Genomic DNA, 24,499 nt, shown 5'->3' on the forward strand with positions numbered 1-24,499 from the left:
AAATGCCCGGACTTGACACTTTGAGACCGGAGCGCGGCCCGCTTAGGCCTATCGGAACGCGGGGACAACCTGCAAAAAGCGCAGGCACCCGGAAATCTTTGCAATTACGAATTAGTTGCAATAAGCCATATCCGCGTGGCGATATCAAGCGCCGCCCGCCACATCCTGATACAACATCAGCGCATTGCCGTCAGGATCATAAAAGGTCAGCAGCCTTACCATCCCAGGTATGTCGCTGATCGGCCCATCCTGTTTCACGCCCGCCGCATCGAGCATGGCCTTCGCAGCCTCGATATCGACCACCCCGAAGGTTGGTGTAACTCCACCCGGAGTCGCTGCCTCGACCTGCGACAATCCCATGTTGACCCGGGCGACCGAGGTGGTGAGTTCGCACCATGCGATATCGTCCATGCGGTACAGCAGGGTCATGCCGAGCACCTCCTGATACCAGGGAATAGATCGGTCGAGGCTGGTCACGCCCAGCGCCATCGTCAACCCGCCATCGAATTCGATCGCCATCCTATCGCTCCCTGTTCGTCGAATCCCGTTCCATTTGTATATCAGCTATATTATTCGTCAATCGATGCTGACATTGTCCGACCTGCAGATATTGAGCGTCAATCGCTGGGCGATGCCGCTGATGGCGGCTCTGGACGCTGCCGGCGGAATCCGCTTCGCGGTGGCGGAGATGCGGCTGGCGGCGCCGCGCAACAGCCTTTCGCGCGCGTTCGACCATGTCATCGCCGCGGGCTGGGTGATCCGCAATCCGGGGCATGGGCATCCGCTGCGCCCCGAATATCTGTTGGCCGACGCGGGGCGCCCGATTGCCGGTGCCGCCGCTCGGGTGATGCATGAACGCGCCGCGCAGGGCCTCTCCCCCGCCGATCTCGGCCGATGGACCTTGCCGCTGGTGGTGGGCATCGCCGGTGAGGAGCGTCGGTTCGGCGATCTATTGACCCGGCTGGCACCGGTCACCCCGCGCGCGCTGTCGCTGGCGATCAAGCAGGGCATGGCGGTGTCGCTGATCGCGCGCGACCTACGACCCGCCAGCTTTCCGCCGCTGCCGCTCTACGTCCTCACCCGCCGCGGCGGCGCGCTCGCGGAAGCATTGATGGCGTGAGAAAATCGATGGCGCATAGCGAGTTGCCAGCATAGCCTGCGCGCAACAGATCATCAGGGGGACTTTTCATGCGCCGTTTCGCCGCCATTACCGCCGCCTTGCTCGCCGCCACGCCGCTTGCGGCGCAGACGGCGCCGGCGAAGCCCGAGCCGGTGACCGTGATCCATGCCGGCGCGCTGCTCGCCGAACCGGGCAAGCCACCGCGCGGGGCAAGCACGATCATCATCCGCGGCGGCAAGATCGCGGAAATCCGCGATGGCTTCGTCGCGCCTGAGGCCGGCGCGAAGCTGGTCGACCTCAAGGATCGTTTCGTGATGCCGGGACTGATCGACTTGCATGTCCACCTCTGGGGCATCGGCGGCGATCCGATGCGCGACCGCCTGACCGCGCTCAACCGCGACGATGCCGATGACATGATGTATGCGGTGAGCAATGCGCGGGTGACGCTTGACGCCGGCTTCACCACCGTCCGCGATCTCGGCGGCAATCCCCGCGGCATGCGCGCGCTGCGCGAAGGCGTGGAACGTGGCGACGTCGCGGGGCCGACGATCGTCAATGCCGGCGCGCCGATTTCGGTGTCGGGCGGCCATGGCGACTCCAGCAACGGGCTGGCGGAAACCTTCGCCGACGCCGTGCACCAGCACCAGATCAACACTTGCGATGGTCCCGACGATTGCCGCCGAGCGGTGCGTCAGCAGGTCGCGCTCGGTGCGCAGGTGATCAAATATATGTCGACCGGCGGCGTGCTCTCCAACGTTTCGGGCGGCCTCGGCCGGGCGATGACCGATGATGAGATGAAGGCGATCATCGAGACCTCGCACGGGCTCGGCCGCAAGGTCGCGACGCACAGCCATGCCGCCGCCGGCACCAAGGCGGCGATCGCGGCGGGCGTCGATACCGTCGACCATGGCTCCTTCCTCGATGATGAGGCGATCCGCCTGTTCAAGGCCAATGGCACCTGGCTGGTGCCGACGATGCTGGCGCCCAATGCCGCGGTTCAGCAGGCGCGCGCCGGCATGCTGCCGCCCGCGGTGATCCCCAAAGCGGAAGAAGCGGCAGCAGCCGCCTTCGCGAGCCATTCCAAGGCGATCGCGGCGGGCGTGAAGATCGCCTTCGGTACCGACACCGGCGTTTCGAAGCATGGCGACAATGCCCAGGAATTCGCACTGCTGGTGAAGGCGGGCCTGACCCCCGCCGCCGCGCTCAAGACCGCGACGGTCAACGCGTCGGAAGCGCTCGGCCGCGACGCGACGATCGGCACGATCGCGCCGGGCAAGGATGCGGACATCATCGCGATCGCCGGCAGCCCGCTGGAAGATGTGCGGCGGATGGAGCAGGTGGATTTCGTTATGCGCCACGGCGTGGTGCACAAGCTTGGCGGAAAGCGGCAGGGTTTTCCTGCGGAGTGAGAGCCGAAACTTTCCTCCCTGAGCTTCGCTCGGGGAGGAAAAGCACAGCCTACCCCGCGTGCCCATGCCCCAGCGCGAGATACGTCTCGGACCGCATCTCCAGCAGCCGGCTCACCGTCCGCTCGAACTCGAACGCGCCGTCGCCGGTCGGATAGAGCACGTCGGGTTCAGCATCGGCGCTGACCAGCAGCTTGACCTTATATTCGTAGAGCGCGTCGATCAGTGTTACGAAACGCGCCGCCTCGTTGCGGTTCTCCGGCCCCAGCACCGGCACGCCGACGATGATGACGGTGTGATAGCGCCGGGCGATCGCGAGATAATCGGGCGCGCCGCGTGCCTCGCCGCACAGCCGCTTGAAAGAGAAGACGGCGACGCCCTTCAAGCTCTTGGGCACATGCATCGTCCGCCCGCCCGGCACGGGAATATCTTCCGATGGCACGTGAATGCTATCTTCGGGCGGGAAGTCGGTGAGGCGGAAGAAGGCCTCCCGCATCGCCGCGGTCGCTTCGGGGCCGTTGGGCGAACGCCACAGGCTCATGTCGCCCAGACGGTCGCGGCGATAGTCGGTCGGGCCGTTCAGCGCCATCACGTCGAGCCGCTGCTCGACCAGCGCGATGAAGGGCAGGAAATGCTGGCGGTTGAGCCCGTCCTTGTAGAGATCCTTCGGCGCGCGGTTCGAGGTGGCGACGATGGTCACGCCCTTGTCGACGATCAGCGCGGTGAACAGCCGCGACAGGATCATGGCATCGGCGGTGTTGTTGACCACCATCTCGTCGAACGCCAGCAGCCGCGCCTCGTCGGCGAGCGCTGCGGCGACCGGCTGGATCGGATCACCCACTTCCTTGTCGCGCTCCACCCGGAGCCGGGCGTGAACATCGAGCATGAACTCGTGGAAATGAACGCGGCGCTTGCGGTCGATCTTCAGGCAATGGAAGAACAGGTCCATCAGCATCGATTTGCCGCGCCCGACGCCACCCCACATATAGAGGCCGCGCACGGGATCTGGCTTTCGGCCGATCACCCGCCACAGGATGGAGCCGCGCGTCGGCACCGCTTCCAGTTCCGCCTGCAAGCTCGTCAACCGCTCCGCTGCCGCACGCTGTTCCGGATCGGGGCGAAGCTGGCCCGATGCGATCAGCGCTTCGTAACGGTCGATGACGATGCTCAAGCCGGGGTTCCCGTGGAGGCGCGCCGAACCGTGCCGGCGAATGAAAGGATGTTGGCGCCATCCTGGCGGATCAGCCCGCGCAGGAAGATCAGCCGCCGCGTCGTGCGCAGGATTTCGACCTCCGCCTCCAGCGCGAGGCCGATGCGGCCGGCACCGATGAATTGCGCCGAAAGGTCGACGGTCACCGCGCCCTCCGCCGCCTCGACGCCCAATATCTGCGCCGCCGCGAACAGCGCGGTATCGGCGAAGGACATCAGCAGGCCGCCATGGACGGCACCGAGCACGTTGGAATGGCGATGCTCGGGCATCATCCTGACGATTGCGCGTCCGGATGCATCGGCCCGGACGTACATGTCACCCAGTACGGCGATGAAGCGGGTTGGATCGCCCGGCAACCAGTGCCGCCAGCCGTCCTTCCCGTCTACGGTCTCGCTTCTGTCCCCCAGCACCGTCGCGTCAGATCGCGCGTTCGGCCACCATCTTCTTGACCTCGGCGATCGCGCGTGCGGGGCTCAACCCCTTCGGGCAGACGTTCGAGCAGTTCATGATCGTGTGGCAGCGATAGAGACGGAACGGATCTTCGAGTTCATCGAGCCGCTCGCCGGTCATCTCGTCGCGGCTGTCGGCCAGCCAGCGATAGGCCTGCAGCAGGATCGCAGGGCCCAGGAACTTGTCGCTGTTCCACCAGTAGCTCGGGCAGGACGTCGAGCAGCAGGCGCAGAGAATGCACTCATAAAGGCCGTCCAGCTTGGCGCGGTCTTCCGGCGATTGGAGGCGCTCCTTACCCGAGGGCTGCGGCGTCACCGTCTTCAGCCAGGGCTGGATCGAGGCGTATTGCGCGTAAAAATGGGTGAAGTCCGGAACGAGATCCTTGATCACGTCCATGTGCGGCAGCGGCGTGATGCGGACGTCACCCTGGCAGTCCTCGATCGCAGTGGTGCAGGCGAGGCCGTTCTTGCCGTTGATGTTCATCGAGCAGGAACCGCAAATGCCTTCACGGCACGAGCGGCGGAACGTCAGGCTCGGATCCTGCTCGCTCTTCATCTTGATCAGCGCATCGAGCACCATCGGCCCGGTTTCATCCAGGTCGAGTTCGAACGTATCGTAATGCGGATTCTCACCGGCGTCGGGATCGTAGCGATAGACCTTGAACTTCTTGACGTTCGTCGCTTCCGGAGCGGCCTTGTGGGTCTTGCCGTCAGGCTTGATCTTGCTGTTTGCCGGAAGGGTGAATTCTGCCATCTGTTCGATCCGATCGCCACTGGAATGGACCCCCGATAGTCAATCGGGGCTCGCACCTCAACCGCCTATGAGGCGATCGTGCACAAGGCTCGTTTCGGCGATCCCTGCGACCAATTCGCATCAATTGTCTGTGGGCGTGGGCCGGCGGCCTGCAACCCACCAGAAGCGCCCTCCCTGCAGCAACGCGGCAACCAGCATCCCCCCGCCCGACGCCCAGACCAGCGCCGATGCGCCGAGGCCGCGATCGACGAGCAGCCAGCCCAGCCCGCCGGTGACCACGAAGAAGGCAAGGATACCGTTGACCCCCGCGGCAACCTGATCGCCGAACGACCGCAGCGCATAGACGAACACGACCTGCACGCCATCGAACAGGATGAAGGGTGCCCAGATCGTAAGCAGCGACGCCGCCAGCAGATGCACTGCATGGGTGCCGGGAAACAACATGACAACGGGCGTTGCTGTAAAGCCGAGGAGGATCGCGAGCAGGGCCGTGCCTACGAGAGCCATCGCCGCAGCGATCAGCGCGCGCGGGCCGGCCGTCGCTGGCCGCCCCTCCCCCACCGCATTGCCCACACGCACGCCCGCTGCGGAGCCCAGCCCCAGTGCCAGCGCAAAAGTGACGTTGTGGAGCGAGAAAACGATCTGAAAAGCGTGGGCGGACACCTCCCCCAGCCGCGTGGAAAGCGCGATGAGAAATGAAAAGCCCGCCAGCTCCAGCGCGGAGGCGATCGCCGGCACCAGCCCGAAGGTGATCAACCGCGGCACCAGCGCACCACCGCGCATCAGCGCCGCCCGCCCACGGTCGCGAACGCCGCGCGCAGTTGCATCAGGCAAGGTCCAGCAGGCAAGCAGCATGAAGACGCCACCGCCGAGCGACGCGGCGCCGGTCGCCATAGCCGCGCCCACAGCACCCATGGCCGGCATTCCGAGATGGCCGCCGGCGAGTGCCCAGGCACCCACGGCATTGGCGGGCAGCATCGCGAGGTTCACCACCATCACCCGCCGTGGCCGGCTCACGCCCTCGAGGAAATAGCTGGCGGCGACGAGGACGAACTGGCCGGGATAGGCAATCGCCATCACCCGCACCACGCGCGCCGCGTCCGGCACCAGCGTCGACTCGACGCCGATAAGCAAAAGCAATGATTCGGTTGCGAGCAACAGCATCAGCATCGCGGCGATGCCCAGCCCGAGCCCCATCGCGATACCGCCGCGCAGTGCATCGCCCGTTGCCGGCAGATCGCGCGCACCGTCGCTGCGCGAGGCGAACACCAGCACTCCGGACATCCAGGCGAGCCCGGCAACGATGCTGATGTAGGTGAGCGTGCGGCTGGCGCCGAGCGCCGCCGCCTCATGCGTGCTGACGGCGCCGACCACGACAATGTCGGTGACGTGCAGCAGCGTCCAGTTCAGGCTGGTCAGCACAACCGGCCAGGCGAGCCGTAGGATCTGCCGGGTCTCGGCGCCGAGGACGGTCGATCGGGTCCGCATCGCCGCGCGGTAGCCGCTCCGCCCGCGTGCGGCAATCGGCCGTTAGGCCAGCAGCTTGGGCGTTCTGCGGCCATCGAATTCGCCGCGCGTATTTTTTCCTGAAAGGGGCGTTGCCAGCCCCAAAACCCTTCGCTATAGGCACCCGCCTGCCAGCCACTGGGGCAACCGGTGGCAGTTCATCCTCGTGCGGTCGTGGCGGAACTGGTAGACGCGCAACGTTGAGGTCGTTGTGGGCGAAAGCCCGTGGAAGTTCGAGTCTTCTCGACCGCACCAGGGCCTTCCGGATGGGATCCGGAAGGCACCTTTCGAAGGATGAGCGGCGCTTTCGGGCGCCGCCGCCCCTCCCCGATCAGATCGATATCCTTCGAGCGCTTTTCGCGTTCGATGAGTTGCCCGGCAGACACCCGATGAGCGCGAGCACTCACCGGGCGTTCTCGATCAATCCTCCGCCGGGTCCTGATATTTGAACGGGTCGGTCGGCACGTTGCGGGTCGGCAGCGGCATGCGCGGCAGCGTCTTGGCGCTGTTCGCTGCCTGCAGCAGCATACCCGCCAGCACCACCGAACCCTGGCGCATATCCTCCGCCTTCAGATGGTCGAACGTGTCCATGCCGCTGTGGTGGATGCGCGTCGAATAATCGAGCGGATCCTGGATTAACTGGTAACCCGGCACGCCAACCGCCTGCATGAAGACATGGTCGGTGCCGCCGGTGGGGGCGGCGACCACGCTGGTCGCGCCCATGCTGGCAAAGGGGCTCAGCCACTCGCGCAGCATCGGCACCGCGGCGACATTGCCTTCGGCATGGATGCCACGCAGCTTGCCGGAGCCATTATCGATGTTGAAATAGGCCTTGAGATCCGCATAGCCGGGCTTGGGCGTGATCGGGAAACGGTAACGGTAGCGGAAGTACATCTGCTCGCGGCCCTCCTCGGCCGCCGGCCCCGGCGCACGCGTGGCGAGATATTTATCGACATAGGCCATCGATCCGAACAGCCCCTGCTCCTCGCCGGACCAGAGCGCGAAACGGATCGTGCGCTTCGGCTTCACGCCCAGTCGCGCAAGGATGCGCGCTGCCTCCATGATCATCGCACTGCCCGCGGCATTGTCCGCCGCACCATCGCCCGCCACCCAGCTATCGAGGTGCGCGCCGGCCATGACATAGCCGGCCTTGGGATCAGACCCCGGAATCTCTGCGATGATGTTGTAGGCGTTGATGTCGCTGTCATCGAAACGCACGTCGCTGTTGATCTCTAGCACCGGTGCGGGGCCTGTCTTGGCGAGCCGCGCGAGCCGGCGATAGTCCTCCGCCGCAATTTCGATGCCCGGCAGCGCGGGCGTGTCGCCGCGCTTGAAGTCATAACCCTCGCCATGCAGCAGCTTGCCATCGCGGTAGGCGATCCGCGCCCAGGCGAGCGCACCCTCGGCCTTGAGGAAGGCGTCGAGCTCGCGGCCGAAGCTCAGTTCCGCGATCGTCTTCTCGATGCCTTCAGGGTCATACTTCGGCTGGCGATAGGCATCGAGCTTCTCGATATCCTCCCCCTTCAGCCGCTTGAAGGGCGCCTCGCCCGGCTCGCTGCCCGTACCAGGCATCGAGACCAGCACGATCTTGCCCGCCAGCTTGCCACGCCACGCCGCGAAATCCCGCGCCTTCTTCATCGGCGCGACGACGATCGGCGCGCTGATCGTACCGTTGGTGGCGGGCGTCCATGCGACGGGGATCGAGGTGAGCATCAGCGGGCGCGGCGCGCTCATCCGCACGAACGAAGACGCGATCCACCATCCCCGCCCGAACGGGAAGCCTTCCTTGCGGACATTGGCGAGCCCCCATTCGCGGAAGCGTTCGGCGGTCCACGCTTCGGCCTGCCGCATCTGCGGGGAGTTGGTCATCCGGCCGCCGATATCGTCGGTCAGGTGCTGCGCGGTCTGCATCACCTCGCTGTGGTTCAACCCTTCGTCTATGATCCGGTTGAGCTCATCCGCCTCCTGAGCGGCGGCTGGCGCGGCGAGGGCGAGCAGTGGCAAAAGCAGAAAGGTGCGGCGCATCGATATCCTCGTTTTTCGGCCCGGGTTGGCACGTTCCAGCCTGCCTATCCTGCTTCGCGGGGCGAGGCCAGAAACACGGCGCTACCAGTCTCGATGCAATTGCCAAATCGAGATGGGCACGCAACGAGACACGAACTTGCCGGCCCTGATCGCGTTTAACGCCATTAGGCAGCGCCAGCCTGAGGCATAGCGCAGAGCTCGCCGCAAAAGGGGAAATCACCGCCGATGCGCTGCTGAGGGTCACCGAACGGCGCTGACTGGTGCAGACGCCGCCCGGCAAAACTTGGCTGCGGCGGCGCGACGGACTTTCGCGGGTCAGGACTGCGGATCTGGACCGCGCCTCTGGCGCAGACGCAGCCGCCTCTCCGCGAAATGATTTTACGGGCCAGATCGCGCCCACCGGATGGAGATTCAAATCGTTGCGCGTGCTCAGCGAAACGCCCCAAGCAAAGCGCCCGTCCGTGTGCTTGGGTCCGCATTCCCGCAGCCAGATCCTCCCCCTGAGAAAGCCGAATAGTCGGCGTGGCGTTCTTGCGTAGGCTTGCAACCTAGGCCGGGACCATCAGGCGATGTGCTTGAGCGCTGTACGGCACGGGGAAAGTTTTGACATGGCGACTTACGAGGGGACACCGGACGATGACGTCATCGTCGGCGATGCGCTGGGGGCGGAAGCGGATACGATCAATGGTCTGGCCGGCAACGACACGCTGTCGGGCGGCGAAGACAATGACGTACTGAATGGCGGTGAAGGCAATGACACGCTCTCGGGTGGGACCGGGCTGGACATCGTCAACGGCGACGTGGGCGACGATATCCTCGTGGTCGCCGCAGCGAGCGAGATCGTGGCGGGCGAGATCTACGACGGCGGCGAAGGTGCCGACGTGCTGCGCATCGATGCCGCCGATGCAGTCGACCTTTCGGGCGTAACGCTGGCCGGCATCGAAGCCATCGTCCAGACCGGCCCCTATGACGTTGCCCTCGCCGCGGCGCAGCTCGACGCGCTCGACGCGATCACCGCCGGCAGCGTCACGCTGACCACCGGCGGCACCGTCGCGTTGGCAGGTGCCACGGTCGGCGCGTTCAACCTTTCCGCCGACGGCAATACGCTCGACCTTACCGGATCGGCCGGCGACCAGGTTGTCAACGGCGATGCCGGCATCGATATCGTCACCGGCTCTGCTGGCAACGATACGCTGCGCGGTGCCGGCGGTGCCGACACGCTGTCTGGCGGTGACGGCAATGACACGCTTTATGGCGGCGCCGGCGCGGACACGCTGAGCGGCGGCGCGGGCGATGATGCCTTTCACGTCGAAATTGTCGCCGATCTCGAGGCCGGCGAAAACTATGACGGCGGCGACGGCACCGACACGCTCTATCTCAATTTCGCCGCCGGTGCCGATCTTTCGGGCATCACGCTGGCCGGCGTCGAGGCGATTGTCCAGGCAGGTGCGTTCGACGTTGCGCTCACCGCCGCGCAGCTCGATGCGCTCGACGCGATCACCGCCGGCAGCGTCACGCTGACCACCGGCGGCACGGTGGCGCTGGCCGGCGGCACCGTCGGCGCGTTCAACCTTTCGGTGGACGGCAATACGCTCGACCTGACCGGCGCCGTCGGCGACCAGGTCGTCAACGGCAATGCCGGTGCCGACATCGTCACCGGTTCGACCGGCAATGATATTCTGCACGGTGCCGGCGGTGCCGACACACTGTCCGGCGGCGACGGCAACGATCTGCTCTATGGCGGTGCCGGTGCGGATACGCTGGTCGGCGGCGCGGGCGACGATGCCTTCCATGTCGAGGGTGTCGGGGACATCGAGGTCGGCGAAAGCTATGACGGCGGCACCGGCACCGAAACGCTCTATCTGGACTTCGCCGCGGACGTCGATCTCTCCGGCGTGGCGCTGACCGATGTCGAGCGCATCGTCCAGGCGGGCGCTGCCAACACGATCGCGTTCACCGCAGCCCAGCTCGATGCGCTCAGCCATGTCTCGGCGCAGCAGGTGGTGTTGACGACCGGTGGCACGGTGGTGCTCGACGGTTTCGAAAATGGCGTGAGCCAGTTCACGCTCGCCAACCAGGCGACCATCTTCGATGCGAGCGGCGCGAGCAGCGGCGTGACCGTGGTCGGCGGCGCGGCGGCGGATCGTATCACTGGCTCAGTGAGCGCCGACAGCCTTTCGGGCGGCGCGGGAAATGATGTGCTCGAAGGCGGCGCGGGCGATGACCTGATCGCCGGCGGCGACGGCATCGACACCACCGCCTATACGGGCTCGGCGGCCGCCGTCACCGTCGACCTCGCGGCGGGCACCGCCACCGGCGGCGCGGGCAGCGACACGCTGACCGGCATCGAGAACATCACCGGCTCCGCGTTCGACGACGCGCTCTATGGCGATGGAAGCGCCAACATCATCGAGGGCGGCGCGGGCAACGACCTGATCGACGGCCGCGGCGGCATCGATACCGCGAGCTACACGTCTGCCACGGCAGGCGTTACCGTAAACCTTGCGCTCACCACCGCACAGAATACCGGCGGCGCGGGCACGGATCGCCTCGTAAGCATCGAGAATCTGATCGGCTCGGCGTTCAACGACGTGCTGATCGGCAACAACCTGGCCAACATGCTGGAAGGCGGGCTAGGCGACGACATGATCGATGGCGGGTCCGGAATCGACACCGTCAGCTACGCGTCGGCGGGAGCCGGCGTCTCCGTCAACCTCGCGCTCACCACGGCGCAGAACACCGGCGGTGCGGGAACCGACACGATCGTGCGCGTCGAGAACCTGATCGGTTCGGCGTTCGATGATGTGCTGACCGGCTACAGTGCGGGCAACATCCGCAACGTCATCGATGGCGGCGCTGGCAATGACCTGATCGACGGCGGCGCCGGCGCTGGCGCGGATACGCTGATCGGCGGCGATGGCATCGACACGGTCAGCTATGCGAGCGCGGTTGCGCGCGTCAGCGTCCGGCTCGACCTCACCACGGCGCAGAATACGCTGGGCGCCGGCGCGGACACGCTTTCCGGGTTCGAACACCTGATCGGCAGCGCGTTCAACGATAAGCTTACGGGTGCAGCGGGCGCCAACCGCATCGAGGGCGGCGCCGGCAATGACGAGATCGACGGGCTTGCCGGCGACGACGTGCTACTGGGCGGGGACGGCAATGACCTGATCCGCGGCGGGCTGGGTGACGACTTCATCGACGGCGGCGCGGGCGCCGACGTGGCGAGCTATGCCGACGCGGCATCCGGCGTGACGGTGAGCCTGCTCGTTGCGGGGCCGCAGAACACCGGCGGTGGCGGCGTCGATACGCTCACCAACGTCGAGGGGCTGATCGGTACCAATTTTGCCGATGTGCTGACCGGTGATGCCGGCGACAACAGCCTATCTGGCGGTGGTGGCAACGATCTGATCGCGGGCGATCTCGGCAACGATGTCATCGACGGGGGCACAGGCAACGACACGCTTGATTATTCGCTGGTGGGCGCCGGCGTGACGGTCAACCTGATCGCGACCTGGGGACAGAACACAGGAGGTGCCGGGATCGACACGATCCGCAGCATCGAGAATGTCATCGGCACTGCGTTCAACGATGTGCTGACCGGCAACATCTATTCGAACATCCTTTCCGGCGGCGATGGCAATGACATTCTGACCGGCAGCAGCGGCAACGACACGCTCGACGGTGGGGCCGGAATCGACACGGCGAGCTATGCGACGGCCAACGGCGCGGTCATCGTCAATCTCTCCGCCACCAGCGCGCAGGCGCGGCTCGGCGCCGGCACCGACACGCTGATCAGCATCGAGAATGTCACGGGTTCGGCCTATAACGACACCCTGACCGGTGATGCCGGCGACAATGTGCTGATCGGCAATGCCGGAGACGACACGCTGACTGGCGGCCTCGGCAACGATGTGCTGAACGGTGGCGCCGGCCGCGACACCGCCAGCTATTTCGGTGCGACCGCGGGTGTAACCGTCAGCCTGCTGACCACCGCCGCGCAGAACACGATCGGTGCGGGCATCGATACGCTGCTCTCGATCGAGAATATCGTCGGTTCCAGCTTCGATGACGTGCTGACCGGCAACGCCCAGTTCAACAACCTGTTCGGCGGCCTCGGCAACGACATATTGAGCGGCGGCAGCGGCGACGACGTGCTCGACGGTGGCAATGGCGACGACCGGCTGTTTGGCGGCAATGGTGACGACATCCTCTTCGGCCGTGCCGGCAACGACTATCTGGATGGCGGCGCCGGCAACGACATCGTCAGCTATGAGACCTCGTCAGCTGGTGTCCATGTCAATCTGGGCCTGACCACGCCGCAGGCGATCGGCGGCGGGCACGGCACCGACACGCTGATCGGCATCGAAAGCGTTCTTGGGTCCAATTTCACCGACGTGCTGATCGGATCAAGTGTGGCGAACGCCCTGACCGGCGGCGGCGGCGCGGATACGCTGACCGGCGGCGGCGGCAACGATACGTTCTTCTATATGGATGCTGCAGAAAGCACTTTGGCTGCCCCCGATCTGATCACCGACTTTTCGTCCGGTGACATGCTCGACCTGTGGCAGATCGATGCCGATGTCGGAACGCCGGACATCAACGATGCGTTTCGATTTGTCGAAAGCTTCAGCGGATCTGCGGGTGAACTGACGTTGGCCTTTGACGCGGGAACCAATCGGACGACGTTGCTCGCCGACAATAATGGAGACGGGATTGCCGATTTTTCGATCCTGTTCACCGGCGACGTCACCGCGTTCACCGGCACCTGGGTGCTTTGACGCGGTGCCCGGCAACCGAACCCGTGCCCTCTCATGACCAGATCCGTGCCACATCGCGGTCCCGGCGGCAAAACCGCCGGGGCCCGCCCTGCCGAGCGGAGGCTGCTCCGCTATCGGAGATGGGTTGATAGCGCTCGCAATGGCTTGAAGATGCGGTTCGCATTGCCGACCATCGCGTCATCGACCTCCCTGGTCAGCGCGGCACCTCGGCAGCGCGCGTGGCCGGTGGGAGCGGCATTTGCCGGGAAGCCCCGGCGGACGCCCTATTTTGTACGACGCGGTCCGAGGCCAAAAGCCGCTCTGGGAATCATGGATTGCACTCAACGCAATCCATGTTATCCTTTTTGATCAGGGCAGATATTCGCCCGTCTGGTGGGGTTTAGCCAAGTGGTAGAATCGAGCGCTCTTATGTGCGCTGGCGCCGCTTATGGTTGCGAGATGAAGGCCTCGCGCATGGAACGTACTGTTGTTGCTTCCCTCGTCGTCAAGAATGCTCTCGCCCGTGAGGGTTTGAGACGGATTTTGACAGACGGTGGCTATAATGTCGCTCAGTCGATTGAAGATATCGATGAACTCGCCGACAGTGATAGCCATATCATTATCGTGGATCAGGCAATTATGGAACATGACGGCGTTGACCGGATCTCCGAGCTGATCGGACGGTTCGATCGCGCCAAGCTGGTCGTGCTGACTGAGAGCTTTGATTTCGATACGATGAGCCGCATTTTTGCCGCCGGCGCATATGGCTATGTGCTCAATGACGTGCCTTATCAGGCTTTTCTCGCGAAGATGCAGCTCGTGTCGATGGGCGAAAAAGTTGCGCCCGCGGATCTGATCGACACGCTGCGCGATCTTCACCCGGCGGACAATCGCGACGACCATAGCGCGGACCTGGCACGGTTCGACCTGACAGCGCGTGAGCAGGATATCCTGCGCGGTCTTGTGATGGGGCTACCAAACAAGTTGATCTCACGGGAACTGGGGGTCAGCGAGGCAACGGTAAAGCTTGCCGTCAAAACGATTTTTCGCAAGCTTTCGGTGCGCAACCGCACGCAGGCCGCGATCCTCGCGAAGGAATTGGGCCTGTTTGCCGACCGCAGCCCGCCGCGCACGACCAGTCGTGCGGCCTTGATCCTGTTCCTCGCAAGCGCTGCGCTCGTCCAGTCGATGATCTCCTGGCCGGGGATGATCTGAAGACAGCGCATAGCGCGGGCCTGCGACCGCCGGATTTCAATCTCACAACCCCTGCATTCAGCCAGCGCTACTCTGGCTCGCCCGTAGCGGGATATCCGTGCGCAAATAGGTGAGCGAGCGCCACACCCACTCGATTGGACCGTATCGAAAGTGCGCAAACCATTGCCGCGCTGTGATCAACTGCGCTGCGATGCCGCATAGTCCGGCCATCAGGCGCGTTTTGCTATCCCAATCATCGTAAACGCCCAACCCAAAAGGGTAGAACAGCGGCACGAAAATCAATGACTGGAGAATGTAGAGGCTGAGGGTCGCCCTTCCGACCGAGGCAAGCGGCGTAAGCAAAAAGGCGGCACTGCTCAGCCACAGCTCGCACAATAGCAGCACCCACATTGCCGTGACCGCGAGGTCGAACCATCCGCCCACCACGACACCCAAAAGGCGATGCCCATCTTCCGAGAGAAATTGGTGCAGCGCGGCGTGATTCATCGCAGCGACTGCGAAGTGAGTCATGAGCGCGATCACGACCGCGACGACGAGCGAGACACGACGGGCTCTGACATTTTCGGCAAGACGACCGAAAAAATCGACGCGGCCCAGCACCATCCCGACGAGATAGAGCCCGGCGATCTGCAGGATGCGGCCCGAATGAAGCAGGAAGGTCCATTTGGCGATCTGCCCATCGACCAGATTTTCGCGCAACACGGCGCTGAAATCGCCGTGGAGGTAGATGGGCATCGCCGGATCGCCCCCGGCCAATGCGGCACCGGCAGCGCCGCCAGGTCCATCCCCGAAGAACATCAGGGCGAACTGTATCAACAATACCGGCTGGAGGAGAAAGGCCGCGGCGATCGCGACGATCAGCTTGTTGCTCTTTATCCGGTGGAACAGCGGCAGCATCAGCCCCAGCATCGCGAGCAACTGGATGATGTCGCCGCGGTAGATCAGGGCATGCAGCGACCCGATCGCGGCCAGCACGATCAACCGCCAGACGAAACGCCCCGAAAAGTCCACGCCGCGTGCCGCTGCACCACGCATCAGCGCGAAGAAGCCGAAGCCGAAGCAGAGCGCCAGCAACGAAAAGCTCTTGCCCATGAACAGCAGGAAGATGCCGTGGACGACGGCATCTTCTTTCGGCGCCGCCCAATAGAGCTCATAGCTCTCCATCATGTGGACCAGGAACAACGCCATCAGCGCGAATCCGCGGATGGCGTCCACCACGATTAACCGATCACCCCGCACCACACTCATTCCCCGCCCTGATGAGTCAGTCCCTTGGTAGCCCATTGCAACGAAAATGGACAAGATTCATGCTGTAAATTCCCAAGGCGTTCTTCCCTTCCCCCAATTGGGGGATTATAGACTGTGACGGAGATCACGCTCGTGCTGCGATGCTGCACTGCGTCAATATGGGTTTTAATCCGTTTTAACATTTATATCCATTTGATCCTCCGGCGGCATTTATGGACCGCTCCCACTATCCCTTGACCGCCTGCCCTTATCCGAAAGCGCGCGAGACTCCGTGCCTTCCCCGGACCTATGAATGCGGCACCCGGAAGGGTCTCAAGTAAATCAAGTGGGGGGGTTTTCATGCCGAGAACTACCGAGGATCTAATCCAACTTACCGATCGTGAATATGAAGTGCTGCGGCTCGTGGCGCTGGGACTGTCGGCCAAGGAGGCCGCACTGGAACTGGCAATCGCGCCCTGCACTGTCGAACGTCACGTTGAAAACGTTCGCCTCAAGACCAGGACGCGTAATCGTGCGCATATGATTGCGCACGTGATCCGGGAAGGCTTGTTGCCGACCGAGCGCGGCGTTGCGAACATGCGTCTCGCCTGACGGGCAGTCAGCGTACGCGGTTCGTAATCAAAGGGTTTGAGCCCAAGCAATGACAAGGTCGCCTGGAGCTTGAATGGCGGCGGTGCGAAGACCAGACTTTCCAATTCGCACTGTCGTCATTCGAGACTGCAGCCCAATTTCAACTTCGGTCAATGGAATGGCCAGCCCTTTGCCAAGGGCTTTCACGCAGGCTTCCTTGCGGACCCAGATCGCAAGGAAGGCGTGATCGATGGCCTTCCCGGCCTGCGTCAGCGCACGCAGTGCGGCTCGCTCAGCGGGCGTATAATGTAGTTCCATGAGCTCCGCCGCATCATCGATCGGCCGGAGATTTTCTGCGTCCACGCCGATTGCAGATCCTTCTGAGATACCGATCAGCGCCTGGTCAGCGGCATAGCTGATGCTGCATTGCGCGTTCACGCCGCAGCGCAATTGAAGCTTGCCGCGCGCATCGCGCACCACCTGCTCAGCCCCCGCTGCACCGCCAAAACAACGGGCGGCTAGCAGGCGCAATCCGGCATGCGCGGCAATATAGCGTTGGCGCAGCGCCGCGGTGCGAAAGCGATCGGCGCGCTGCCGCTCTTCGATGCTAAGCAGCTGCAACAATGTCGGGGACGGTGCGACCGGGAGCGATACCAGCCACATCGGAAACGGTGCCCCGCTCTCGTTCAACGGATACACCAACAGGCCATCGAGCACCGGCACGCTCGGTGCCGGCGACGTCATGGGCCATGATAGCATCGATCTATCCCCGGCGCTGACGCGGCATCAGCGCAGAATGGTGGACGAAATCCGCAAGCAGCCGCGGTGGATCCGCGCTGTCCGACCGCTGCACTGCCTGCTTGGCGCGATCGAAGAGATGTGCGCCGATCCAGGCTGCATCCGCAAGCATTCCGTAAAAGCGCCCGTGATTCTTGACGAAATAGCGCCGCCGCGAGTCGAACCAGTAAGAAGGCATGCGGCGCACCACCGCCTGCTTGCCCGTCACCCCGGTGCTCTGCCCCGCGATGTGCAGCACTTCAGCCTCGGCCACGTACCAGCACTCCCAGCCAGCGCGCTTCGCCTGCAAGCAGAGATCGGTCTCCTCATAATAGAGGAAATAATCCTCGTCGAAGCGCAGCCCTGCCTCCAGCAGTTCGCGGCGCACCACGAAGCTGGCACCGGATACCCAGTCGACCCGCGCAGTGCCTTCCTCCATCCGCCGTGCGGTCGCCTGCTTGCGCAGCAGGCGCGAGGTGAGCCCCCAGCGCGCGCCGCGCTCGATCTCGCCGAGCACGTTCGGGAAGCGGAAGGCATATGGCCACAAGGTGCCATCGCCCTCGCGCAGCGCGCTGCCGGCGATGCCGGCGCGGGGATGCGCGGCCATGAAGCGCACCAGCGCAGCAGCGGCGCCCGGCATCACGCGCGTATCCGGGTTGAGCATCCAGATCAGGTCGGCCGAGTCGGGCTCCGCCAGCGCATGCGCGATGCCGACATTATTGCCCGCACCGAAGCCGCCATTGCGCCCCGCTTCGAGCGCGGTCGCCCATGACCAGCCACGCGCCTCGATCGCCGCCGCGATCCGCGCCGCCGATCCGTCTCCCGACTCATTGTCGACCACGATCGCCCGCAGCGACGGGATCTCCCTCCGTTCAGCCACGAGCGATTCGAGGCAGGTGATCGCGAGATCGGCCGTGCGGTAGTTGACGATGACGACGTCGATCGACGGCTGTCCGGCCACTCCCGCTCTTCCCGGCATCATCATTCGGCCGCCACTGCCATCATCGACTCGTCGGCCGGGTCGAGGTCGGCAATTACCTGCAGGCCGGCGCGGTCCGCGGCGCTGTCTACCGCATCCTGGAACCAGCGTGCCAGGGTGCCGACATGCGGTTCCTGCAGCACGCTGCTGTGGCCGCCGGGCACCGAAACCACCATCACCTCGTCCATCACCCGCCGGCCCCAGCCGAGCGCATAATCGGCATAGACGAGCTGATAGGGCAGATCGTCGATCTGGCCATTGCCCTGCGTCGCCTTGAACAGCGCCACCGAGCCGCCGGCGAACAGTCCCTCGGGCCGGTGCAGCTTATGCGCGACCTCATAGAGCTTGAGGAAGCTGATCGCATCCTGATGCATCGCCGTCTCCGCGCCCGCGGTGTTGGCGTCGCGGATCTGCTGGACGGTGCGGCGGTCGCGTGCCTGGCGGAGGCGCGAGCCGATTTCCCAGCGCAGCGCGTTGACCGTCTTGCGCGCCAGCGACGGCAGGAAGGTGAACAGCCCCTGCTCGCCGATCAGCGCGCGGATGCGTTCGAGGCGCGAGCGGGTGATGTAGAAGGGCCGCTTCGCCGCGCCGACATCGGCCGCGTCGATGATGCCGACGAAGGCGACGCGCTGGCCGACATCCTGAAGCTGCCGCGCCATTTCGAACGCGATCACACCGCCGGCGCACAGCCCTGCGAGCATATAGGGCCCCTCGGGCTGAACCGTGCGGATCCGCTCGACATAGTTGGTCGCCATTTCCTGGATGCGGGTGTGGGCATAGCCGCCCGCCGCGTTGCGCAGCGGCTCCACGCCGTAGATCGGCCGCGCCGGATCGAGGCGCAGCGCGAGGCCGCGATAGAGCAGGGTCTCGCCCAAGCCGTCATGCACGAAGAAGATCGGCGTCTGCGAACCGCCGGAGCGGATCGTCACCACGTCATGGCTGGCCACCTGGAGCACAGGCACGTCGATCACTGCCCCCTCGCCCGCCGCCGCGGCATCGGCCGCTGCCGATCCTTCCGGATCGATGACGCGCGCGAGATGCGCCACGGTGGGCGTGTCGAGCAACGCGGCCAGCGGCAGGTTCCGCCCGGTCTTCTTGCGCAGCCGGTTGGTGAACTGCACCGCGAGCAGCGAATGGCCCCCGAGATCGAAGAAATTGTCGTGGCGGCCAATGGGAGAGACACCGAGCAGTTCGGACCAGAGATCGGCAATGACCTGTTCGGTAGCGGTCGCCGGCAGATCGGCATCTGCTGCGCCATCATCATTCGCCGCCACCCGTCGCGCGGCGCGCTTGGGCGCCCGCAATCGAGCCAGCGCCGGATCGAGATCATAGGGCGAAAGAATGACATGCGGCCGCGCCGGACCGGCAAGCAGCAGATCGATCGCACGCAGGCCTTCTTCGGGCAGAATGGCTTCCATCCGCTCGGCCGGGGCGACCGGCTCCGCATTGCCCGCGGCGCGCTCCGGCTCGGCGACGCGTGCAAGGCTGCCGGCATCGCGCACCCGCATCATCGTGAAGTCGCTGATCTCGGCGAGCACCGTGCCGGCCGTGTCGGCGATGGTCACGTCGAACATCGCGGTCAGGCCGGCGACCTCGCCGTTCGAGCGATAGCGGATATGGCTGACCACCTTAGGCGGTAGCGGCGCGTGCAGCACCATCCGGCGATAGGCGAAGGGGGCAAAGAAATCGCGGGCGGGATCATAGCCGTGGATCAGCCGCTGCGCCCCGGCGGTGGCGAAATCGAGCAACGCCGGGTGGAGCAGCACGCGGTCGAATTCGCCATGGAAGGCGGCATCGACCTCGAGCGTCAGCAATGCCTCTTCATTGCCCAGTCCGACGCTCTTAACATTGTCCCAGCGCGGGCCGAAGCGCAGCACCGGGCTGTCCTCGGCGCCCCCCTGCATGCCGCAGCGCCCGGCGATCTGCGTCAGGTTGAGCCGGCCGGCAACCTCGGCCACGCCATCGGCGGAAACCAAACCGGTGGCATGTTCCACCCAGGCGCCACTGCCGCCGGCGGGGCGGCCGAGCACGACGAAGCGCCAGTCGGCACCGACGCGGCGGCGCAGATGGACGCGCAGGTCGCGCGCCGCGCCGTCGCTCACCGCGAAGGGCGAAAGAAAGGTCACGTCGGACAGTACCGCCGGCCCGGGGCTGACCAGCGCGTGCGCCGCGCGGGCAAGTTCGAGATAGCCGGTGCCGGGGATCAGCGCGCCGGCATTGACGATGCGATGCTCGTCGAGCAGCCAGTGGGTTTCCGGCGACAGCGTCGCCGCGGCGACCAGTTCGTCGTCCGAAAGCGCATGCAGCCGTTCGAGCACCGGATGATCGATCACGCTGCCGTCGCCGAGATCGTCGGGCAGCCCGGCACCGCCTTCGCCGACACCATTGAGCCCGGCGGCCATGCCGACCTCGGCCCACTGGCTCCAGCCCACCGACAGAACCTGCGTAACCGGATCGTCATGCCGCGCCTGCGCATAGGCATCGAGGAAGGCATTGGCCGCGGCATAATCCGCCTGCCCCGCCAGCCCGGCGAAGGCGCTGATCGACGAGAAGAGCATGATGAAGTCAACCGGCCGGTTGGCCAGCGCATAGTCGAGCGCCAAGGTGCCGGCCAGCTTGGGCTTGAGCACCGCTTCTATCGAGGCGCGGGTCTTGGTTTCGATCAGCCCGTCGTCGAGCGTGCCGGCGGTGTGGAACACGCCGGCGATCGGCCCCAGCCGCTGCGCGATGCCGCGGATCGCGGTGCGCATCGCGTGGGGGTCGCCGACGTCGGCGACCACGAGATCGACGGTGGCACCCGCCGCTTCCATCGCCAGGACCTTGCGGATGCGGTCCTCGATCGTCGGATCGGCGGTGCGCGCCGCGATCAGTTCCGCCCAGTCCTCACGCGGCGGCAGGCCGGTGCGCGCGATCAGCGCGACGCGCGCCTGATGCTTTTCCGCCAGATGCCGTGCGATGGTGAGGCCAAGGCCGCCGAGGCCGCCGGTGATGACATAGGTGCCGTCCGCGCGGATCCGCGGCGCGGGCGCCGGCGCATCGGCCGGCTCGGCGCCGACCGCCTTATGCTCCTGCACCCAGCGTTCGCCGGCGCGGTAGCAGATCGGGCCGCCCGACCAGCCGTGCGCCAGCTCGCCGATCAACGCATCCGCCAGCGCATCCCATGCACGGGTCGCACCCGCGGCGGGCAGCGCCACATCGATGCTGCGGACATGGAGGCTGGGATATTCGGTGGGTATCACCTGCGCCGCGCCCAGCGCGGTCGCCTTTGCCGGCATCAGGCCATGATCGTCGCCCAGCCGCTGGAGATGATCGGTGACGAGGCAGATCTCCACCGACGCTTCGCCGAGCTGCCGCGCCAGTTCGGGCGCGATCGCGACGAGGCTGTGGAAACCGCGCTGGAGCAGTTTGGTGGTGCCGTTTGGCCGCCAGCCCGATCCGGTGACCAGCCAGCAATGATAGATCTGCGTCGGCAGCCGGCCTTCGGCGGCGAGGCAGTCGAAGAGCTGCGCATAATCCGCGGTGCTTGCCGGATCGACGGTGAAGCGATCACTGCCGCGCCGGCGGAAACGATCGCTGGCGCGCACCAGCACGACCTCGCGGCCGGCAGCACGCAGCCGGTCCACGATCCGGCGCGACAGGCCCGAACGATCCTCGAGCACCATCGCCGGACCCTGAGCGACCGCTGCGGCGGGCGTCGCGGAGCGCGTCCAGACCGGCTCGTAGCGCCACGCGGCGACATTTTCGTGCCGGTCAAGCGCGGCATCGGGATCTTCCTGCGCGGTCGGCGCGAAGGTGCCGGCATCGAACCAGTGGCGCTGCCGATCGAACTGATAGGTCGGCAGCGGCAGTTTCAGCCGCTGTTCGCCCGCGAAGAAGGCATCCCAATCCACCGGGACGCCGAGTGCCCAGAGCTGGCCGATCGTGTCGAAGACGAACGCGTCATCTTCAATGGCCTGGTCGGGATGGCGCAGCGAACTCAGCACCGGCTGCTGCTTCTGGCGGCCGGGGTTCTGGCGCGCGAGGCTGGCCATGCCGCGGCCGGGTCCGACTTCGAGCAGCGCGCAATCGGGATCAGCGAGCAGGCGTTGCAGGCCATCGGTGAAGCGCACCGTCTCGCGCAGGTGGCGCACCCAATATTCGGGGTCGGTCACGTCGCGCGCCTGCACCCAGTCGCCGGTCAGGTTGGAGGCGAAGGGGATCTGCGGCGCCTTGAGCGCGATCGTCCGCATCAGCGCGCGGAATTCGGGCAGGATCGGATCGAGCATCGGCGAGTGCGCGGCAACCGAGATGCGCACCACCTGCGCCTCGATCTCCTGCGCCTCCAGCTCGGCATGGAAGCGCGCGATGGCGGCGGCCGGCCCCGAGACGACACACAGCCGCGGCGCATTGATCGTCGCGATCGAGAGATCGGCGGGGAGCAGCGGCAGCAGGTCCGCCTCCGCCATCGGCACGCTCAGCATGCCGCCGTCACGGATGGTTTCGAACAGCCGGCCGCGCGCGCTGACGATGCGCAGCCCGGCTTCGAGGTCGATCACGCCCGATATGTGCGCGGCGGCATATTCGCCCGAGCTGTGGCCGATCATCCCGCTCGGCTGCACGCCGATCGCCATCCAGAAGCGCGCGAGCGCGGTCTGGATGATGAACAAAGCCGGCAACGCGACCGAGGGACGCTCCAGTTCGAGCACGGCCTGCGCACGATCGGCATCGGCCGGGAACATCCAGCGCTTGATGCCGGTCACGCCGATGCGGTCGCAAATGGCGAGCGTCTTATCCACTTCGGCACGGAACGACGGTTCGGCGTCGTAGAGCCCGCGCGCCATGTCGACATGCTGCGGGCCGGCGCCGCAGAACAGGAAGGAGACCGGGCGATCGGCGAGCGCCGCCACCGCGGCACGCTCCGGCGTCGCGCGCAGTCGTTCGGCCGCCTCGGCCGCGCTGGTCGCCACCGCGAAGCGGCGATAGGGCAGATGCTGCCGGCCGATCGCCAGCGTGTAGGCGGCGTCGGCGAGGTTGATCGCCGGCTGCGCATCGAGATGGTCGGCGAGCGCCGCGCCGTTCGCTGCGGCAACAGTGTCGGAACGCGCCGAGGTCAGCAGGATCTGGCGGTTGCGGCCGCGGCCGCTGGCGCGGCGTGCGGGGGCTTCCTCGATCACGACATGCGCGTTGGTGCCGCCGACGCCGAGCGAGCTGATGCCGGCGCGGCGCGGCTGGCCGCCGGTGGTCAGCCAGGGCGCACGGGCGGCCTGCACGCGGAACGGGCTACCCTCGAACGCGCAGCCCGGATTGGGCGCGGTGAAGTTGAGCGAGGCGGGCAGTTCGCGATTGTGCAGTGACAGCGCGACCTTGATCAGGCCGGCGGCACCCGCCGCGGTGTCGGTATGGCCGATATTGGCCTTCACCGATCCGATCGCGCAGTGGCCGACGCGGTCGGTCGACTGGCGGAAAGCCTGGGTGAGCGCGGCAATCTCGATCGGGTCACCCACCGGCGTGCCGGTGCCATGCGCCTCGACATAGCTGATCGAGCCTGCATCGACATCCGCCATCGCCAGCGCCTCGGCGATCACCTTGGCCTGGCCATCAACGCTGGGGGCGAGATAGCCGACCTTGCCGGCGCCATCATTGTTGATCGCGGAGCCGCGCAGCACCGCATAGATATGGTCGCCGGCCTCGATCGCATCGGCCAGCCGCCGCAGCGCGACCACCGCGACGCCGCTGCCGAACACGGTGCCTTGCGATTCTGCGTCGAACGGGCGGCAATGGCCGTCGGGCGACAGGATCTCACCCTCCTCGAACACATAGCCCTGGCGGTGCGGCAGCTCGATCGAAGTGCCACCGGCGATCGCCATATCGCATTCGCCGCTGATCAGGCTCTGCGCCGCCATGTGGATCGAGACGAGCGAGGTCGAACACGCTGTCTGCACATTGATGCTCGGCCCCTTGAGATCGAACAGATAGGAGACGCGGGTGGTGAGGAAATCCTTGTCGTTGCTGGTGTGGCGCAGCAGGAACAGGCCGACGTCGCGGACCAGCTTTGGGTTGGTCAGCAGATTGTAGGGCATGTAGGCGTTGTGGCCCGAGCCCGCGAACACGCCGATCGTGCCGTCGAAACGCTGCGGTGTGTGGCCGGCATTCTCCAGCGCTTCCCACGCGCATTCCAGAAAATGGCGATGCTGCGGGTCCATGATCGCCGCGTCGCGCGGCGAGAGGCCGAACAGCGACGCATCGAAACATTCCATGTCGGCGAGCGGCGCGCCGCGACGGACATAGTTGCGGTTGCGCAGCATCGCCGGGCTCACGCCCGCCGCGAGCAGTTCCTCGTCGCTATAGGTTTCGACGCCCTCCCGGCCCTCGCTGAGCAGCGACCAGTAAGCATCGAGCCCGCGCGCATTGGCGAAGCGGCACGACATGCCGACGATGGCGATCGCGGTGTCCGAAACCGCATCGTCATTGGGATCGAAAGCGTTGGGATCCTGATACATG

Annotated in this window: 15 protein-coding genes and 1 tRNA gene; 6 read left to right on the forward strand and 10 right to left on the reverse strand. The window is 65.6% G+C overall.

The annotated features are described in order from the left end of the window. Positions 1-144: 144 nt before the first annotated feature. Positions 145-519 (reverse strand): VOC family protein, encoded by a 375-nt coding sequence (locus FHS96_RS13415; protein WP_429592117.1) that lies wholly within the window; start codon positions 517-519, stop codon positions 145-147. Between the two features lie 73 nt (positions 520-592). On the opposite strand from FHS96_RS13415, the gene FHS96_RS13420 reads away from it, so the two are divergent. Beyond that, positions 593-1,120, forward strand: coding sequence for a winged helix-turn-helix transcriptional regulator (locus FHS96_RS13420; protein ID WP_429592120.1), 528 nt, complete (start codon positions 593-595; stop codon positions 1,118-1,120). Positions 1,121-1,188: 68 nt separating this feature from the next. Next, a complete protein-coding gene (locus FHS96_RS13425) occupies positions 1,189-2,529 on the forward strand; it encodes a metal-dependent hydrolase family protein (protein ID WP_429592123.1) in 1,341 nt (446 codons plus the stop codon). Between the two features lie 49 nt (positions 2,530-2,578). On the opposite strand, the gene zapE is transcribed toward FHS96_RS13425, so the two are convergent. From zapE to FHS96_RS13445, 4 genes are all read right to left on the reverse strand, one after another. Further along, positions 2,579-3,697: a cell division protein ZapE gene (gene zapE / locus FHS96_RS13430; RefSeq protein ID WP_429592125.1), complete on the reverse strand. Its 1,119-nt coding sequence runs from the start codon at positions 3,695-3,697 to the stop codon at positions 2,579-2,581. After that, positions 3,694-4,092: a PaaI family thioesterase gene (locus FHS96_RS13435; protein WP_429592128.1), complete on the reverse strand. Its 399-nt coding sequence runs from the start codon at positions 4,090-4,092 to the stop codon at positions 3,694-3,696. The genes zapE and FHS96_RS13435 overlap by 4 nt, the downstream gene beginning before the upstream one ends. A 61-nt stretch (positions 4,093-4,153) precedes the next feature. Continuing rightward, a complete protein-coding gene (locus FHS96_RS13440; protein WP_429592131.1) occupies positions 4,154-4,939 on the reverse strand; it encodes a succinate dehydrogenase iron-sulfur subunit in 786 nt (261 codons plus the stop codon). Positions 4,940-5,059: 120 nt separating this feature from the next. Then, the gene (locus FHS96_RS13445) at positions 5,060-6,427 is read right to left on the reverse strand and encodes an MATE family efflux transporter (RefSeq protein ID WP_429592134.1); all 1,368 of its coding nucleotides are present in this window, start codon (positions 6,425-6,427) and stop codon (positions 5,060-5,062) included. Positions 6,428-6,613: 186 nt separating this feature from the next. Here FHS96_RS13445 and FHS96_RS13450 point away from each other — a divergent pair. Next, positions 6,614-6,700 (forward strand) — tRNA-Leu (locus FHS96_RS13450). Positions 6,701-6,865: 165 nt separating this feature from the next. Here FHS96_RS13450 and FHS96_RS13455 read toward each other — a convergent pair. Next, complete coding sequence (locus tag FHS96_RS13455; protein ID WP_429592137.1) at positions 6,866-8,470, reverse strand: M20/M25/M40 family metallo-hydrolase; 1,605 nt, start codon at positions 8,468-8,470, stop codon at positions 6,866-6,868. A gap of 608 nt (positions 8,471-9,078) precedes the next feature. On the opposite strand from FHS96_RS13455, the gene FHS96_RS13460 reads away from it, so the two are divergent. Together FHS96_RS13460 and FHS96_RS13465 are read left to right on the forward strand one after the other, a co-directional pair. Continuing rightward, positions 9,079-13,251 carry a beta strand repeat-containing protein gene (locus tag FHS96_RS13460; protein ID WP_429592140.1) on the forward strand — a complete coding sequence of 1,391 codons (4,173 nt, stop codon included), beginning with the start codon at positions 9,079-9,081 and terminating at the stop codon, positions 13,249-13,251. A 453-nt stretch (positions 13,252-13,704) separates the two neighbouring features. After that, complete coding sequence (locus FHS96_RS13465; protein ID WP_429592143.1) at positions 13,705-14,445, forward strand: LuxR C-terminal-related transcriptional regulator; 741 nt, start codon at positions 13,705-13,707, stop codon at positions 14,443-14,445. A 57-nt stretch (positions 14,446-14,502) separates the two neighbouring features. Here FHS96_RS13465 and FHS96_RS13470 read toward each other — a convergent pair whose 3' ends face one another. Next, entirely contained in the window at positions 14,503-15,693 is a 1,191-nt protein-coding gene (locus FHS96_RS13470; RefSeq protein ID WP_429592146.1) for a DUF418 domain-containing protein, read from the reverse strand. Between the two features lie 339 nt (positions 15,694-16,032). Between FHS96_RS13470 and FHS96_RS13475 the strand changes: the two genes are divergently transcribed. Beyond that, the gene (locus FHS96_RS13475) at positions 16,033-16,284 is read left to right on the forward strand and encodes a response regulator transcription factor (protein WP_429592148.1); all 252 of its coding nucleotides are present in this window, start codon (positions 16,033-16,035) and stop codon (positions 16,282-16,284) included. 27 nt (positions 16,285-16,311) lie between these two features. On the opposite strand, the gene FHS96_RS13480 is transcribed toward FHS96_RS13475, so the two are convergent. Genes FHS96_RS13480 through FHS96_RS13490 form a run of 3 tightly spaced genes read right to left on the reverse strand, consistent with a single transcriptional unit; the run spans position 16,312 to position 24,498 of the window. Then, positions 16,312-16,980 carry a 4'-phosphopantetheinyl transferase family protein gene (locus tag FHS96_RS13480; protein WP_429592151.1) on the reverse strand — a complete coding sequence of 223 codons (669 nt, stop codon included), beginning with the start codon at positions 16,978-16,980 and terminating at the stop codon, positions 16,312-16,314. A 46-nt stretch (positions 16,981-17,026) separates the two neighbouring features. After that, complete coding sequence (locus tag FHS96_RS13485; protein ID WP_429592153.1) at positions 17,027-18,001, reverse strand: glycosyltransferase family 2 protein; 975 nt, start codon at positions 17,999-18,001, stop codon at positions 17,027-17,029. Between the two features lie 20 nt (positions 18,002-18,021). Then, positions 18,022-24,498, reverse strand: a complete 6,477-nt coding sequence (locus tag FHS96_RS13490) for a type I polyketide synthase (RefSeq protein WP_429592156.1) — start codon at positions 24,496-24,498, stop codon at positions 18,022-18,024. Position 24,499 lies beyond the last annotated feature (1 nt).

Origin of the sequence: Sphingomonas zeicaulis (assembly GCF_050433225.1) — a bacterium.
Lineage (GTDB): Bacteria > Pseudomonadota > Alphaproteobacteria > Sphingomonadales > Sphingomonadaceae > Sphingomonas_D > Sphingomonas_D zeicaulis.

Coding starts and splice junctions, on each gene's coding strand:
- FHS96_RS13425 (WP_429592123.1), top strand. CDS start 1,189: ATGCGCCGTTTCGCCGCCATTACCGCCGCCTTGCTCGCCGCCACGCCG.
- FHS96_RS13445 (WP_429592134.1), bottom strand. CDS start 6,427: ATGCGGACCCGATCGACCGTCCTCGGCGCCGAGACCCGGCAGATCCTA.
- FHS96_RS13440 (WP_429592131.1), bottom strand. CDS start 4,939: ATGGCAGAATTCACCCTTCCGGCAAACAGCAAGATCAAGCCTGACGGC.
- FHS96_RS13470 (WP_429592146.1), bottom strand. CDS start 15,693: ATGAGTGTGGTGCGGGGTGATCGGTTAATCGTGGTGGACGCCATCCGC.
- FHS96_RS13460 (WP_429592140.1), top strand. CDS start 9,079: ATGGCGACTTACGAGGGGACACCGGACGATGACGTCATCGTCGGCGAT.
- FHS96_RS13465 (WP_429592143.1), top strand. CDS start 13,705: ATGGAACGTACTGTTGTTGCTTCCCTCGTCGTCAAGAATGCTCTCGCC.
- FHS96_RS13490 (WP_429592156.1), bottom strand. CDS start 24,498: ATGTATCAGGATCCCAACGCTTTCGATCCCAATGACGATGCGGTTTCG.
- FHS96_RS13455 (WP_429592137.1), bottom strand. CDS start 8,470: ATGCGCCGCACCTTTCTGCTTTTGCCACTGCTCGCCCTCGCCGCGCCA.
- FHS96_RS13475 (WP_429592148.1), top strand. CDS start 16,033: ATGCCGAGAACTACCGAGGATCTAATCCAACTTACCGATCGTGAATAT.
- FHS96_RS13415 (WP_429592117.1), bottom strand. CDS start 519: ATGGCGATCGAATTCGATGGCGGGTTGACGATGGCGCTGGGCGTGACC.